Source organism: Bacillus salipaludis, from assembly GCF_030938565.1.
Taxonomy (GTDB): domain Bacteria; phylum Bacillota; class Bacilli; order Bacillales; family Cytobacillaceae; genus Neobacillus; species Neobacillus salipaludis_A.
Genome location: NZ_JAVGVR010000001.1, coordinates 5793613 through 5808108 on the forward strand (window position 1 = coordinate 5793613; position 14496 = coordinate 5808108).

The 14496-nt window shown below is 41.5% G+C and carries 15 protein-coding genes, 1 tRNA gene and 1 pseudogene; 1 reads left to right on the forward strand and 16 read right to left on the reverse strand.

From position 1 onward, the window contains the following. Positions 1-235: 235 nt before the first annotated feature. Positions 236-307 (reverse strand) — tRNA-Arg (locus tag RCG21_RS28920). Positions 308-509: 202 nt separating this feature from the next. Here RCG21_RS28920 and clpP point away from each other — a divergent pair. Next, positions 510-1115 carry an ATP-dependent Clp endopeptidase proteolytic subunit ClpP gene (clpP, locus tag RCG21_RS28925; protein ID WP_026575963.1) on the forward strand — a complete coding sequence of 202 codons (606 nt, stop codon included), beginning with the start codon at positions 510-512 and terminating at the stop codon, positions 1113-1115. A gap of 77 nt (positions 1116-1192) precedes the next feature. On the opposite strand, the gene RCG21_RS28930 is transcribed toward clpP, so the two are convergent. From RCG21_RS28930 to RCG21_RS29000, 15 genes and pseudogenes are all read right to left on the reverse strand, one after another. Continuing rightward, a complete protein-coding gene (locus tag RCG21_RS28930) occupies positions 1193-1456 on the reverse strand; it encodes an HPr family phosphocarrier protein (RefSeq protein ID WP_026575962.1) in 264 nt (87 codons plus the stop codon). 23 nt (positions 1457-1479) lie between these two features. Continuing rightward, positions 1480-2432 (reverse strand): annotated as a pseudogene (gene whiA, locus RCG21_RS28935) (DNA-binding protein WhiA). Positions 2433-2464: 32 nt separating this feature from the next. Continuing rightward, positions 2465-3451, reverse strand: coding sequence for a gluconeogenesis morphogenetic factor MgfK (gene mgfK / locus RCG21_RS28940; RefSeq protein ID WP_133333980.1), 987 nt, complete (start codon positions 3449-3451; stop codon positions 2465-2467). Next, positions 3448-4341, reverse strand: a complete 894-nt coding sequence (gene rapZ, locus RCG21_RS28945; protein ID WP_026575959.1) for an RNase adapter RapZ — start codon at positions 4339-4341, stop codon at positions 3448-3450. The genes mgfK and rapZ overlap by 4 nt, the downstream gene beginning before the upstream one ends. Before the next feature lie 19 nt (positions 4342-4360). Beyond that, the gene (locus tag RCG21_RS28950) at positions 4361-4819 is read right to left on the reverse strand and encodes an NUDIX hydrolase (protein ID WP_133333979.1); all 459 of its coding nucleotides are present in this window, start codon (positions 4817-4819) and stop codon (positions 4361-4363) included. A gap of 335 nt (positions 4820-5154) precedes the next feature. Continuing rightward, the gene (trxB, locus tag RCG21_RS28955; protein WP_133333978.1) at positions 5155-6105 is read right to left on the reverse strand and encodes a thioredoxin-disulfide reductase; all 951 of its coding nucleotides are present in this window, start codon (positions 6103-6105) and stop codon (positions 5155-5157) included. Between the two features lie 118 nt (positions 6106-6223). Continuing rightward, positions 6224-7717, reverse strand: a complete 1494-nt coding sequence (locus tag RCG21_RS28960) for a tetratricopeptide repeat protein (protein WP_133333977.1) — start codon at positions 7715-7717, stop codon at positions 6224-6226. Positions 7718-7879: 162 nt separating this feature from the next. Then, on the reverse strand, positions 7880-8497 hold the full coding sequence (gene hisIE, locus RCG21_RS28965; protein WP_133333976.1) for a bifunctional phosphoribosyl-AMP cyclohydrolase/phosphoribosyl-ATP diphosphatase HisIE: 618 nt from the start codon (positions 8495-8497) through the stop codon (positions 7880-7882). Beyond that, positions 8494-9255: an imidazole glycerol phosphate synthase subunit HisF gene (hisF, locus tag RCG21_RS28970; protein WP_133333975.1), complete on the reverse strand. Its 762-nt coding sequence runs from the start codon at positions 9253-9255 to the stop codon at positions 8494-8496. The genes hisIE and hisF overlap by 4 nt, the downstream gene beginning before the upstream one ends. Continuing rightward, the gene (hisA, locus tag RCG21_RS28975; RefSeq protein ID WP_133333974.1) at positions 9246-9983 is read right to left on the reverse strand and encodes a 1-(5-phosphoribosyl)-5-[(5-phosphoribosylamino)methylideneamino]imidazole-4-carboxamide isomerase; all 738 of its coding nucleotides are present in this window, start codon (positions 9981-9983) and stop codon (positions 9246-9248) included. Before hisA ends, hisF begins: the two co-directional genes overlap by 10 nt. Then, the gene (gene hisH, locus RCG21_RS28980; RefSeq protein WP_133333973.1) at positions 9980-10606 is read right to left on the reverse strand and encodes an imidazole glycerol phosphate synthase subunit HisH; all 627 of its coding nucleotides are present in this window, start codon (positions 10604-10606) and stop codon (positions 9980-9982) included. Before hisH ends, hisA begins: the two co-directional genes overlap by 4 nt. Before the next feature lie 35 nt (positions 10607-10641). Then, positions 10642-11229, reverse strand: a complete 588-nt coding sequence (hisB, locus tag RCG21_RS28985) for an imidazoleglycerol-phosphate dehydratase HisB (RefSeq protein ID WP_133333972.1) — start codon at positions 11227-11229, stop codon at positions 10642-10644. Positions 11230-11246: 17 nt separating this feature from the next. Beyond that, positions 11247-12515, reverse strand: coding sequence for a histidinol dehydrogenase (gene hisD, locus RCG21_RS28990; protein ID WP_133333971.1), 1269 nt, complete (start codon positions 12513-12515; stop codon positions 11247-11249). Then, complete coding sequence (gene hisG, locus RCG21_RS28995) at positions 12515-13156, reverse strand: ATP phosphoribosyltransferase (RefSeq protein ID WP_026575949.1); 642 nt, start codon at positions 13154-13156, stop codon at positions 12515-12517. Before hisG ends, hisD begins: the two co-directional genes overlap by 1 nt. Beyond that, positions 13149-14333 (reverse strand): ATP phosphoribosyltransferase regulatory subunit, encoded by a 1185-nt coding sequence (locus RCG21_RS29000; protein ID WP_133333970.1) that lies wholly within the window; start codon positions 14331-14333, stop codon positions 13149-13151. The genes hisG and RCG21_RS29000 overlap by 8 nt, the downstream gene beginning before the upstream one ends. Positions 14334-14496: the final 163 nt, after the last annotated feature.

The following is a 14496-nucleotide window of genomic DNA, read 5'->3' on the forward strand; positions in this document are numbered from 1 at the left end:
TCCAATCCCCCCATAGTTCTATTTTACATGATTGGAGGGATTTGGTGTATGGCAAGAAATTGGTATATGGAATGTTTTTTCAATTGGATTGCGAAGAATACAGGATTTATAAGGGTTTTAAGGGGCTTGGATATTTTTTCGAAGGTTAAATTTTTTCAGATATTTTAAAAGAAAGTGTCGAAATTTTAGACAAATAAAAACCCCCTGTCGTTTACAGAACAGGAGGCTTTTATGACGCCCTCGGCAGGAATCGAACCCACATCTCAAGAACCGGAATCTTACGTGCTATCCGTTGCACCACGAGGGCAAATATTAGCGACTTACCTATTATATGCGATATCTGTCCTAAATGCAAGGGGAAAATAGGTTTAAATTTAGGAGAGATGGAAATGATGAAGGAAGGAAAGTTGTCGAACAATTTTACAATCGAAATGTTTGACCTTTATTGACCATCAGTGTATGATAACTATACATAAGTAAAATCTTTCATACTTAAAGGAGGAAGAAAAATGAATTTGATTCCTACAGTTATTGAACAAACGAACAGAGGGGAAAGAGCATATGACATCTATTCTCGTCTGTTAAAAGACCGGATCATTATGCTTGGCAGTGCAATTGATGACAATGTGTCAAACTCCATTGTTGCCCAATTATTATTCCTTGAAGCAGAAAATCCTGAAAAGGACATCACCCTTTATATCAACAGCCCTGGCGGAAGTATCACAGCTGGAATGGCCATTTACGATACGATGCAATATATTAAACCGAATGTATCAACTGTATGTATCGGGATGGCTGCCTCTATGGGCGCATTCTTACTTGCTGCAGGGGAAAAAGGCAAGCGTTTCGCGCTTCCAAATGCAGAGGTCATGATTCACCAGCCACTAGGCGGTGCTCAAGGGCAAGCAACAGAAATTGAAATTGCTGCAAAACGGATTCTATTCCTCCGTGATAAATTGAACGGAATTTTAGCAGAACGGACTGGCCAGCCGCTCGAAGTGATTGCCAAGGATACAGACCGCGATAACTTTATGACAGCGGAAAGAGCAAAAGAATACGGGCTAATCGATAACATTATTACCCGCAATTTATTGGATGAGAAAAATAAAAAGTAATGTCTAAAGCAACCGGTATTTTGACCGGTTGTTTTTTTAAAAAAAGGTTGGCTTTATTCTAAGCCAACCTTTTTTACTTAATGATGGTGTTCATTTTCGACAAAATCAGTTAAGGTCGTAATGGCATTTTCTTCATCAGTACCATCAGCAATAATATTAATGACCACTCCTGAACCGACAGCAAGACTCATTAACCCCATAATGCTTTTTGCATTAACCTTCTTGCCATCCTTTTCAAGAAAAACATCTGCCGAAAAACGGTTAGCCTCCTGTACGAATAGGGCTGCAGGGCGGGCCTGAAGACCGGTTTTCAATTTTACCTCCACTTGTCTTTCTAACATTTCTAGTATCCTCCTCAAAAGTATTATCTATTTTTTACAGCTATTTCACCAATTCGCAGCTTTTCTGCAATTTCATCAATTTTTCTTAAACGATGATTGATTCCTGATTTGCTGATTGTTCCTCCGGAAACCATTTCACCAAGCTCTTTAAGTGTAACATCTGTATAGTTGATCCGGAGCTCCGCAATTTCCCTAAGCTTTTCCGGTAAGATATGAAGTCCAACCATTTGATCAATATAACGTATATTCTCTACCTGGCGGATGGATGCACCAATCGTTTTATTTAAGTTCGCTGTTTCACAATTGACAAGACGATTAACTGAATTCCTCATATCTCTTACAATTCGGACATCCTCAAAACGTAAAAGGGCATTATGAGCACCGATGATATTTAAAAACTCGGTAATTTTCTCTGCTTCCTTTAGGTAAGTAATAAAACCTTTTTTCCGCTCAAGCGTTTTACTGTTTAATCCAAATGTATTCATTAATTCGCATAAAGAATCGTTGTGTTCCTTATAAAGCGAAAAAACTTCCAAATGATAGGAAGACGTCTCCGGATTGTTCACGGATCCCCCTGCAAGAAATGCACCGCGCAGATAAGAACGCTTACAGCATTTCTTCTTGATTAAATCGTTTGAAATGTCATGAATAAAGGTGAAGCCCTCACCTAAGATTTTCGTATCCTCTAGAATTTCTTTTGCTTGATCCGCTAACCGGACAATATAAACATTATTTTTTTTCAAACGCATTTTTTTTCGAACGAGCAACTCGACTTGAACATCATAGCTTTTTTTAACAATGTGTAAATTCTTCTTGCAATTGCCGCGTTTTCTGTTTGAATATCGACAACTAACTTCCGGTTTGAAAAGGAAAGGGAACCGTTCATTCGAATTAAAGCAGAAAGCTCTGCCTGAATGCAGCACGTTTTCACTTCCAAGTTGGTTAATTCCTTTTTTGTTTCCGAAGCGAAAGACATCCCTTCACCCCCCTCAAATTTCTTGCCTGCTATTATTTACGATGATAACGCTTTTTAGTTTCATCTATAAGCAAATTGTATAAGATGTTTGCTACTTTTTTCGGGTCATGCCTTAATGCCCCGTTTTCCTGAATGGCAATATCAGCATGAACCACTTCTAAACCGAGCTCATAAAGAAATGGAAAGTCATAGAGAACAGGGTCCGCTAATTCTTCATTATAACGGAGCTGTACCTCCGGTGGAATTTCTTCATTATTGACCAGAACTGTATTAATAAACGCGCATTTCATGTGATTGTAAATCGCCTTTACATGATCACTTGCTGTAAAGCCGTGCGTTTCCCCTGCCTGTGTCATCAAATTACAGATATACACTTTTTTTGCATGTGCCTTGCATATTTCGTCACCAAGCTTTGGAACAAGAAGGTTCGGCAAAATGCTTGTAAAAAGGCTTCCTGGGCCAATGATAATTAGATCAGCCTGGCGTATCGCCTGAATGGATTCAGGTAATGGACGAATATCATCTGGTGTCAAAAAAACTCTTTTTATTTTTTTACCGGAATACGGGATCTTCGATTCACCTGAAACGACAGTCCCATCTTCCATTTCAGCATGCAGTACTACGCTTTGATTGGCAGCAGGTAATACCTTGCCGCGAACATTTAAAACCTTACTCATTTCTTGAATAGCATGCACAAAGTTGCCGGTAATCGATGTCATAGCAGCAAGTATGAGGTTTCCAAGTGAGTGTCCCGATAACTCATTTGAGGTTTTAAAACGATGCTGAAACATTTCCTCGACAAGCGGCTCTACATCCGACATGGCCGCTAATACATTACGAATATCTCCGGGCGGTGGAATATGCAAATCGTCCCGCAATCTCCCTGAACTTCCACCGTCATCCGCAACGGTAACAATCGCAGTGATATCAACAGGATATTGCTTCAACCCTCGCAACAAAACAGGCAATCCAGTTCCCCCACCAATGATGACGATTCTTGGCTGTCCGAAATTGCTCATGTAGTTTTTTCCTTTCTCCTTTCAATGTCACGGTGCGAAATACAAGTCTTGTAATCCTTCTCGAAAAACTTCCCAATATATTCCGCAAGTGCTACTGAGCGGTGCTGCCCGCCCGTACAACCAATCGCAATAATCAATTGTGCCTTTCCCTCACGCTTATAATGAGGAAGCATAAAGGAAAGCAAGTCCGTAACCTTTTCTAAAAACTTTTGGGTTTCGCTCCATTTCAAAACATAACTGGAGACTTCCTCATCCATTCCTGTTTTAGGGCGCATATGATCAATATAATGTGGATTTGGCAGAAAACGCACATCAAATACAAGGTCAGCATCGATTGGAAGCCCATGCTTAAATCCAAATGACATGACATTAACAGTAAAGATATGTTCTTTATTCGCAGTAAATTCCGTTAAAATTTTTTCCCGCAATTCGCGCGGTTTCATCTCTGAAGTATTATAAATTAATTGGGCCCGGCCTTTTAATTCCTCTAATAGCTCTCTTTCCAGCTTAATTCCTTCTAACGGAAGCCCTTCATGGGCAAGCGGGTGTGACCGTCTTGTTTCTTTATACCTGCGCACTAAAGTGGAATCATCTGAATCTAAGAATAAAATCCTTGGTGTAACCCATGAGGTTTCGGCTAGGTCATCAAGAGCTTTAAAAAGATGATCAAAAAACTCTCTCCCACGCAAATCCATGACTAAGGCCACTTTATTCATTTTATTCCCTGATTCCTTCATTAGTTCAAGAAACTTTGGTAATAATGTCGGGGGTAAATTATCCACACAGAAGAACCCTAAATCTTCAAAGCTTTGAATGGCAACTGTTTTTCCTGCTCCAGACATTCCTGTAATGATGACCATTTGAGTATCGCCCGTAGACCCGGTACTCATTTTCAATTCCCCCTATAAATTAGCTTGGATCTAATCGATAACTGATTAGTTCAAAATCTTTTGTATACGTAAAAGTGCCGTAAATGATTCCTTTTCCGTGAATCATATAATCGATAATATGATAATCACCCGCTGCCATTGGCAGATTTTTAATCTGATCCAATGTATGCCATTGAAGAATTCCTTCTTCTGACTCCTCGACATCCATGCCATCTGAGTCATTGGCCAAAAATGAAAACATCATCCATTCAGATTCCACACAATCATTTTCTTTGATAATCATCGTAAAAACGCCTTTTAATTGTGGGTTTTTCAAATATATTCCCGTTTCTTCGCGGTATTCACGAATACAGGAATCTCTGACAGACTCACCCGGCTCCATTTTGCCGCCCGGTGCCACCCACCAGCCACGTCGTGGCTTTTGCAGCAACAAGATTTGATTATCCCTTATTAAAACACAATTGGTGACTCGCTGCACTTTTTTCACCTTCTTTCACAAACGTAAGCGCCTAACCCCACGCACTAAAAACTAGCCTCTATCGATAATTTTTTTTCAAAAAAATTTCCGTGTTCATGATTCATTTCATTATACTATTTTTAATATCCAGTCACAATGAATACAAATTTGATAATTAACTAAAAAATTCCTGCTTTATTTAAATCCTCAGGAAAAGCAAAAAAATAGCACAGGCTTTAGCCTGTGCACAAAAAAGGTATATTTTTAAAGGGGGTCAATTACTATCTCTATCTTACCCCATCAATATTTCACTACTGTTACAGAAGAATTAAAACAGAGTTACTTTTTTCCATTTTTTATTGTTTTTGTTTTAATTCTTCCTTAAGCTCCTCGACATAATGCTGGGCAGCTTGTGCGGCAATACTGCCGTCACCTGTAGCGGTTACGATTTGGCGCAATGTTTTTTCGCGAATATCTCCAGCAGCGAAAATTCCAGGCACTTTTGTTTCCATTCGTTCATTTGTTTCAATATAGCCATTTTCATTCGTGATCCCAAGGTTTGTAAATGGTTTCGATAATGGCAGCATTCCGACATAAATAAATACACCATCCGCCTTATATTCCTGCTCCTCACCATCTACAGTAGAAACCAATGTAACACTGCCAACCTTACCATCCTTTTCGTTAATCGATTTGATGGTGTGATTCCAAATGAAATCCACTTTCTCATTGGCAAACGCTCGGTCTTGAAGAATTTTTTGAGCGCGAAGCTGATCACGGCGATGAACAATCGTTACCTTTGATGCAAATCTTGTTAAATAAACACCTTCTTCAACAGCTGAGTCACCGCCGCCGATTACAACAAGTTCTTTGTTTTTAAAGAAAGCACCATCACAAACTGCACAATAAGAAACACCACGTCCGCCTAGTTCCTTTTCACCAGGTGCGCCAACCTTTTTATATTCAGCACCAGTCGTAATAATGACCGAATAGGCTTTATATTGTTTTGAACCTGCATTTACTACTTTATATTCACCATGGTCCACAATTTCTTTAATATCACCATAGGCATATTCTGCACCAAACTTTTTAGCATGCTCAAACATTTTGGTGGATAAATCCGGGCCTAAAATACTTTCAAAGCCTGGATAATTTTCAACATCTTCAGTATTGGCCATCTGCCCGCCTGGCATTCCGCGTTCAATCATAAGTGTTGAAAGGTTTGCACGTGAAGTATATACTGCAGCGGTCATACCAGCTGGGCCGGCACCCGCAATAATAACATCATAAATTTTCTCTTCGGACACTTTTTTCACTCCCTATAAAAAATACGATTAGGTTATATCATTCCCTTTCCCTAATCGTATAAAACAAATAGATTATAGTCCAAAAATATGCTTGTTAAAAGAGCGAAAATACCTTGTTTCAGTTTAAAAAGTTGTTCACCAATTTAACATATTTTCCGACAGTCGCTGTGGAAAGCCCATACCGTTCTGCAATTTCCTCACGCGTTACTTTTTCGCTGCGAAGCTTGTTCCAAACATAGTCAATTGCTCCGGCCCAGGCCTGCTTATTTTTCAATTTGACATCCGACTTCGAGATTTCCACAAATGTCGAAAACCAGATTAAATATAAACCCGATTCAATCGGACCAATTGGTTGATGATTTTGGTATAAAAGCGCGGCAATTTCATGCGCATCAGCCGAAATCGATGGGGTACCAGATTTGATAAACGACATGTATTCCTGTTCCATCGGCGTCAGCTTTTGGTTATCCAAAAATCGTTTGGATGAAAAAATATCTTCCGCTTTATCTGATAAAGCTGTAAGAAATAGAGCAAATAATCGTTCCTCAATATAATCACTGTCTAATTTTTGAAATATGGAACTTGGATGGTCCTCAAATCCACTCCCCTGCACTTTGTCAGTATTCCATGGCTCAAATCCTTCTTTTTCAGGATTGATTTCAAGAACCTTTTTCCAAATATTTTGGGCAAAGGGTTTATTACCGATTTGGTAGGCGGCACTCGAGAGCCAATAGTAGAATGGACCGTCTCCATCAAAGCCATTTTTATATAGCTTTTTAAGCCAAAAGTAGGCAAGTTCATATTCCCCTACTAAGGCAAACGTTGCCCCTAATTTAAACTGTTGTTCAACAAGAAGCGGTTTTATTTTTTTCAAGGATTCCATTAATCTTTCAGCGCTCTTAAATTCCCCTTGATAATGGGCAAATACAAGCCGGTTGCAAAGGGCATGAAGATTCCCCGGATTTCTCACCAAAACATCCTCTAAAATCGATTCTGCTTTTTCTGTTTTTCCTAAATAAAAATAGGCAAGGGCTAAATTATTATAGGCTGACCAATACTCTGGATATTCTTCGACAACGTCTTTTAATAATTCAATTGCCTTTGGAAAATATCCTGACTCTAGTAAATCTCTGGCTTGTTCTTGTTTTACAATAAGATCATCCTGCTGATAAAGCTCATCTTCAAGATCCTCTTCTTCAAAAAGAAGTAACTCGAGTAGGTCTTCTGTATCTTCAATAAATTCACCGTCGGGCTCAAGCTCTATATAAAGTTTTGCATGGTGATAAGCATCTTTAAATAATCCCATATGGGCATAATTATTCGCTAAAAAATAATGGCATTCTACCATTTGTTCATCAAGTTCTTCAAGAATCTGATGCAAAAGTCGATTTGAATTTTCAAATTCACCTAGTTCTGTCGATACAATAGCCAACTGGCAAGTAATAATGGGTTCACCTGGTTCAAGCTGCATGGCACGCCCTAGGTATTTCTTTGCTTTGATAAAGTCACGTCGATAGTAGGCCTTTAATCCCTTCTTGAAGTAATATTCCCCTGTTGGGACAAATGAGAGAATTTTTCCCTTTTGAATTCTTGCTTTCGAGTCTTTTCCCATAATGTCCTCCATCTTTCAGTAAACTTACATAACTAATGTAGTATAACATAATAGGCGCTTGTACGAGAAGAGTCTGGAAGGCAAAGACAGTAGAAATTCGACAAAATTCGGGTGGTGACAGGCACCGCCCGAGTTTTGTCGAAAAGAAAAAAACCAGCCAACTTACGACCGGTCTTTGTGTCTTTCTTCTAATGTTTTTAATACTTCTTTAAACGGAAGTTCTTGTTCAACCAACAAAACTTGAAGGTGGTAGAGTAAGTCCGATGCTTCCCACTTTAGTTCTTCATGGCTGCGATTTTTTGCCGCAATGATCACTTCCGCTGCTTCTTCCCCTACCTTTTTCAAAATCTTATCGACGCCTTTTTCAAAAAGGTAGGTTGTATATGCCCCTTCCGGACGTTCCCGCTGCCGGTCTAAAATGACTTTCTCAAGAGATTGCAAGATTTGATAATCGTCTAAACTTGATCCGCCTTCATATACTCTTTCGGAAAAACAACTAACCGCACCGGTATGGCAGGCAGGGCCCTTCGGATAAACAAGTACTAAGAGCGCATCTTGATCACAGTCATAGTTAATGCTCACAACAGACTGTGTATTCCCGCTCGTTTCCCCCTTATGCCAAAGCTCCTGGCGAGAGCGGCTGTAAAACCATGTTTCTCCTGTTTCCAATGTTTTCTTGAGCGATTCTTCATTCATATAAGCAAGTGTTAATACTTCTTTTGTACCCGCATCCTGGATAATCGCAGGAACAAGTCCCTTTTCATCAAATTTCACCTTCATCGTACCGTCACTCCCTTTTCCCTTAAGTAGCTCTTCACTTCATGTACAGACGTTTCTTTATAGTGAAAAATGGAAGCCGCAAGTGCCGCATCCGCTTTTGCTGTTAGAAATGCTTCTTCAAAATGGGCTGCATTTCCCGCGCCGCCTGAAGCAATCACCGGGATCGATACTGCATCGCCCACTGCTTTTGTCAGTTCAAGGTCGAAGCCATTTTTCTCGCCATCGCTGTCCATACTCGTTAATAAGATTTCCCCAGCACCAAGGGCAGCTGCTTCCTGTGCCCATTCTACTACTTTTTTATCTGTTGGTGTGCGGCCGCCATGGGTATAAACACGCCACGTCCCGATCTCTTTATCAAATTTTGCATCAATGGCAACAACGATACACTGAGATCCGAAAAAATTAGCGCCTTCTTCAATCAGCTTGGGATTTAAAACGGCAGCTGTATTTAATGATACCTTGTCTGCCCCGGCCCGAAGAATTCGTTTCATATCCTCTAAAGCATTGATTCCCCCACCAACCGTAAAAGGGATTGCAAGTTCCGAGGCAACTGCTTTTACAACCTCAACCATCGTTTTTCTGCCTTCTACCGATGCAGAAATATCAAGAAATACAAGTTCATCAGCACCTTGTTCATCATAAAATCTCGCCAGTTCCACAGGATCACCGGCATCCCGCAGCTCGACGAACTGGATTCCTTTTACAACCCGGCCTTCTTTTACATCCAAACAAGGAATAATTCGTTTTGTTAAGGCCATACTCTCACCTCATCAAGTGCTTCCTTTAAAGTAAACCGGTTTTCATAGAGAGCCTTTCCAACAATGGCACCGCCTACGCCCTGATAGGAAACCGATTTTAAGGCACTGAGATCGGCTAAACTGCTCACGCCGCCGGAAGCAATTACATTTTTGCCCGTCACTTTTGCCAGTTCGCAAACCGCGGCAATATTTGGTCCGGCAAGCGTTCCATCTGTGGCGATATCTGTAAAAATGAACGTCTCGGCACCTGCTTCAGCAAACCGTTTGCCTAAATCAACCGCCTTTACCTTTGATGTATCAAGCCAGCCATGTGTTGCCACAAAGCCATCCTTCGCATCAATGCCGATTACAATTTGCTCTCGGTATTTTTTAATCATTTCAATTGCAAAATCAGGATTAGAAACAGCAATGCTCCCAATAATCACCCGATTTACCCCATTTTCAAGGTAATGGGCGATATCTTCTTCAGAGCGAATACCGCCGCCGATTTGAATGTTCACCGACAATTGCTTGGCTGCCTCAATAACAAAACGATCATTAACACGTTTTCCATCCTTTGCCCCATCAAGATCTACCATGTGGATCCATTCTGCCCCATCTGCCGCAAATTGTTGTGCCATCGCAAAAGGGGAGTCCCCATAAATCGTTTCTTTTTCGTAATCTCCCTGCAGAAGGCGTACGCATTTTCCGCCCAGCATATCAATCGCAGGGTAAATTGTGATACTCATCGTACAACCTCCTTTTTATCAACCAATTGTAAAAAATTATTTAAAAGTGCCATTCCAAGCTTACTGCTTTTTTCCGGATGAAACTGCATTCCAAAAATATTTTCCCTGCCAACAACTGCAGAGACTTCCTCATGGTAGTTTGCCTTCGCCAATAATACATCCGAGTCAGCAGCGTCCACATAATAGGAATGGACAAAATAAACGTAATCCTCTTCAAGATTTTTTAAAAGAGGTGAGGCTTTAACAAATTCAAGGCGGTTCCAGCCCATATGAGGAACCTTGTAGGTTTCTCCTTGATCTGTTTTTCCTGGAAATCTGCCAACCTTTCCTGGTAACAGGCCTAATCCCTTCGTTGGTCCATGTTCTTCACTTTCCTCAAAAAGAAGCTGCATGCCAAGACAAATTCCAAGGAGCGGTTTTCCTGTTGCTGCAAATTCCTTAATCGTTTCCACTGGCAAGCGCTCCATTGCGTCCCGGAACGCACCAACACCCGGAAGAATTAACGCATCTGCCGCAAGCAAATCACTTTTTTGGGCGGAAATAAAATAATCTGCGTCTAAACGCTCTAGCGCCTTACTGACACTAAAAAGATTGCCCATTCCGTAGTCAACAATGCCAATCATCGATAGCACTCCCTTCGTTGTGGTTTTTATTGTTACTACAACATCCCTTTTGTCGATGGAACCCCTTTGATACGTGGGTCAACCGTCGTCGCTTCATCAAGCGCCCTGCCCAATGCTTTAAAAACAGCTTCGATCATATGATGTGTATTTTTTCCGTAATGTACAATAACATGAAGGTTCATTCGCGCTTCAAGGGCCAGCTTCCATAAAAACTCATGGACGAGTTCAGTATCGAAAGTCCCAACCTTTTGACCTGGGAATTCCGCCCGCATTTCAAGATGCGGGCGATTGCTGAGGTCGACCACGACTTGCGCCAATGCTTCGTCCATTGGTACAAACGCATTTCCATAGCGTTTGATTCCCCGCTTATCACCGAGTGCTTCACGAAGTGCCTGTCCGAGGCATATTCCGATGTCTTCTGAAGTATGGTGATCATCAACTTCAATATCGCCCTTCGCATCCACCATAAGATTAAATTGCCCATGTTTTGTAAATAGGTCAAGCATATGTGTAAGGAATGGCACCCCTGTTTCAAGTTCTGAATGCCCTTCACCATCGATTGCTAAAGAAAGTTTAATTTGTGTTTCATTTGTATTCCGTTCAATTCCTGCCACTCTTTCCATGAAGGGGCCTCCTCAAGTTAGTTTTTCAGTCTCATTTCTACTGCCCTTGCATGTGCTTCTAGCCCTTCCATGCGGGCAAACGCTGCGATTTTCGCACCGTTATCCCTTAAAGCTTTTTCACTGTATACAATGACACTGGATTTCTTTTGAAAATCATCCACATTTAATGGGCTGGAAAACCGTGCTGTGCCGTTGGTCGGTAATACATGATTCGGACCGGCAAAATAATCGCCAACTGGCTCTGAACTGTATCGTCCAATAAAAATCGCCCCTGCGTGACGGATTTTCCCAAGAAGCTCCATTGCATTTTCAGTGATAATTTCTAAGTGTTCCGGTGCAAGGACATTGATTGTCTCCACTGCCTGATCCAGATTTTCTGCCACATAAATGACACCGTAATCTGCAATGGAACGCGCAGCAATTTCTTTTCGCGGAAGCAAAGCCAGCTGTTTTTCAACCTCCAAAGAAACCTCATCTGCCAATTGTTGCGATGGTGTGACTAGAACACTGCAGGCACGTGGATCATGCTCTGCCTGTGATAATAAATCGGCTGCAATCTCTTCAGCCCTAGCTGTTTCATCCGCAAGAACTGCAATCTCGCTAGGTCCGGCGATCATATCGATATCGACATCTCCAAAAACTTCACGCTTTGCCAGTGCAACGAATATATTCCCCGGTCCGGTAATTTTATCAACGGCTGTAATTGAAGCTGTTCCATAGGCAAGTGCAGCAATTGCCTGTGCCCCGCCGACCTTATAGATTTCCTTCACGCCGGCTTCCTTTGCGGCAACTAAAACGGCAGCAGGCAGCTTCCCTTCCTGGTCGGGCGGCGATACCATGACAATCCGTTTAACCCCTGCGACTTTAGCCGGAATCACATTCATCAGCACCGAAGAAGGGTATGCGGCGGTTCCTCCCGGTACATAAACACCTACGGAATCAAGCGGTGTGATTTTTTGTCCCAAGATTGTTCCATTTTCTTCTGTTGTCATCCAGGAAGGACGCAGCTGTTTTTCATGGAAGGAGCGGATGTTTTCCGCTGCTTCTCGAACAATTGCAACAAAACCCTCATCCACCTTCTTGTAGGCTTCCGCGATTTCCTCTTCCGTTACGAAAAAAGAAGCTAATTGTACACGGTCAAATTTTTCTGTATATTCCCGTAACGCTCCATCGCCGCGGGTGCGGATATCGGAGAGAATATTTTTTACAATCGACAGCTGTTCCGACGTACCGGTTTCAATCGAACGTTTAATGGAAACCAAATCATCCACTTTTTGAATTTTCATTATAAATCCACCTCCGCTGAAACCACTTCATTAAGCCTTGATACGAGTTCATTTATTTTTACATCCTTAATTCGATAACTAACAGGATTGACGATGACCCGTGAAGTCACATCGACAATTCGTTCATATTCGACAAGACCGTTTTCTTTCAATGTCCTGCCGGAAGAAACGATATCTACAATCCGATCGGATAAACCAATAATCGGGGCAAGTTCAATCGATCCATTTAAACGGATAATTTCCACTTGTTCGCCCTGCTCACGGAAGTAGGCAGCCGCCACTTTGGGATATTTGGTGGCTACTTTTGGAGCCACATCGTTCATTTTCGTGTTCGGCAGACCAGCCACCGCCAAATAACAGCTGCTGATTTTCAAATCAAGAAGCTCATACACGTCTCGGTCTTCCTCAAGCATAACATCCTTCCCAGCAATACCGACATCGGCAACCCCGTGTTCAACATAAGTAGGGACATCCATTGGCTTGGATAAAATAAACCGAAGACCTTCTTCCTCAATATCGATGATTAGCTTACGGGAATCTTCAAATTCCGGCGGCAGCTTGTAGCCTGCCTGGCGAAGTAATACAACCGCCTCTTCAAAAATCCGTCCTTTAGGCATCGCAATCGTTAGTAAATCACTCATCTGCAGGCTCCTTTCCTGCTTTTCCAATTAAATAGATGGTATTGGAAAATTTCTTTGAAAAAGCATCTAGATTTTTCACTCCGGAAATATCCTGAAGCACGACCCGTTCCCCTTGTTCCTGCATTTTTTGAGCTAACAGAAAGCCCTCTTTTCGCCGTTCCTGGCTGAAGAAAATACACTGCAAGTCATTTTGGGTTTCAAATTCACCCAAAGCTTCTAATACCCTGTCAAGCTGAAGTGCAAATCCGGTCGCACTTGCTTTTTTACCAAACTTCTCAATTAAACTATACCTGCCGCCATTACCGATTGGAAAACCAACATTGCCTGCATAGGCTTCAAAGAAAACTCCTGAGTAGTAACTCATATGGCTGACAAGGGTTAAATCGAATCTCACCTGATCCTGCACTCCATAATCACTGAGGACATCCCATAATTCTTTGAGCTGGAGGATCGCTTGCTTTCCTTGTTCATTTTCAATTAAATCAAGTGCCATGCCGATCACTTCTGCCCCGCCGCGTAATTCTAGGAATTGCAGAAGCCTTTGTTTATCAATCGAGGACAACGAGAGCGCTTGAATATGCTCACGATACCCGACATAATTTTTTTCAAATAAAAATCTCCTTAGTGAATCTGCCCGTTCCTCCGTACCTAATATTTGTAAAAATAATTCTTCGGTAAAAGAGGTATGGCCAATTGATACTTGAAATTTATCCAAACCGGCTTGCTTTAAAGAGGAGACTAAAAGTGATATCACTTCACCGTCACACGAGACGGTCTCATCATTTATGAACTCCACGCCAATTTGTTCAAATTCTGCCGGCCTCCCGCCTTCACGGCGCTGAGCCCGATAAACATTTGCCGTATAGGCTAACCTTAATGGCAGGTCGTCCTGCAATAGCTTAGAAGCGGCAACACGTGCAATCGGGGCGGTCATCTCCGGCCTCAATACGAGCGTATACCCATCTTTATCAAGTAATTTAAAAAGTTGACGGTCCGGAATCGCTGAAGCCGCTCCGACCGTTTCATAGTATTCAAGAGTAGGGGTTTCGATAAATTGATAGCCCCAAAGCTTAATCGTTTCAGCTAATAAAGATTGAACACGATGTTTTTTTTCAAATAACTCTGGAAGTGTATCTCTCATGCCCAATGGTTTCTCAAACATAAACAAACGACTCATTACGCTCATCCTTTTTATGGAAATCCTTTAGTCTGCTAATATGGTAGTAAAGTAAAGTTATTAGTAGTTTAACGCTAGGGTTGCAGTTCGTCAATGAAAAAATCTCATTGAATAGTCTGTACAATAGGAAAGAGCCTAGTCTAAAACCGGGCTCTTTTCTAAA

Coding starts and splice junctions, on each gene's coding strand:
- clpP (WP_026575963.1), top strand. CDS start 510: ATGAATTTGATTCCTACAGTTATTGAACAAACGAACAGAGGGGAAAGA.
- RCG21_RS28930 (WP_026575962.1), bottom strand. CDS start 1,456: ATGTTAGAAAGACAAGTGGAGGTAAAATTGAAAACCGGTCTTCAGGCC.
- mgfK (WP_133333980.1), bottom strand. CDS start 3,451: ATGAGCAATTTCGGACAGCCAAGAATCGTCATCATTGGTGGGGGAACT.
- rapZ (WP_026575959.1), bottom strand. CDS start 4,341: ATGAGTACCGGGTCTACGGGCGATACTCAAATGGTCATCATTACAGGA.
- RCG21_RS28960 (WP_133333977.1), bottom strand. CDS start 7,717: ATGGGAAAAGACTCGAAAGCAAGAATTCAAAAGGGAAAAATTCTCTCA.
- hisIE (WP_133333976.1), bottom strand. CDS start 8,497: ATGAAGGTGAAATTTGATGAAAAGGGACTTGTTCCTGCGATTATCCAG.
- hisF (WP_133333975.1), bottom strand. CDS start 9,255: ATGGCCTTAACAAAACGAATTATTCCTTGTTTGGATGTAAAAGAAGGC.
- hisA (WP_133333974.1), bottom strand. CDS start 9,983: ATGAGTATCACAATTTACCCTGCGATTGATATGCTGGGCGGAAAATGC.
- hisH (WP_133333973.1), bottom strand. CDS start 10,606: ATGATTGGCATTGTTGACTACGGAATGGGCAATCTTTTTAGTGTCAGT.
- hisB (WP_133333972.1), bottom strand. CDS start 11,229: ATGGAAAGAGTGGCAGGAATTGAACGGAATACAAATGAAACACAAATT.
- hisD (WP_133333971.1), bottom strand. CDS start 12,515: ATGAAAATTCAAAAAGTGGATGATTTGGTTTCCATTAAACGTTCGATT.
- hisG (WP_026575949.1), bottom strand. CDS start 13,156: ATGAGTGATTTACTAACGATTGCGATGCCTAAAGGACGGATTTTTGAA.
- RCG21_RS29000 (WP_133333970.1), bottom strand. CDS start 14,333: ATGAGTCGTTTGTTTATGTTTGAGAAACCATTGGGCATGAGAGATACA.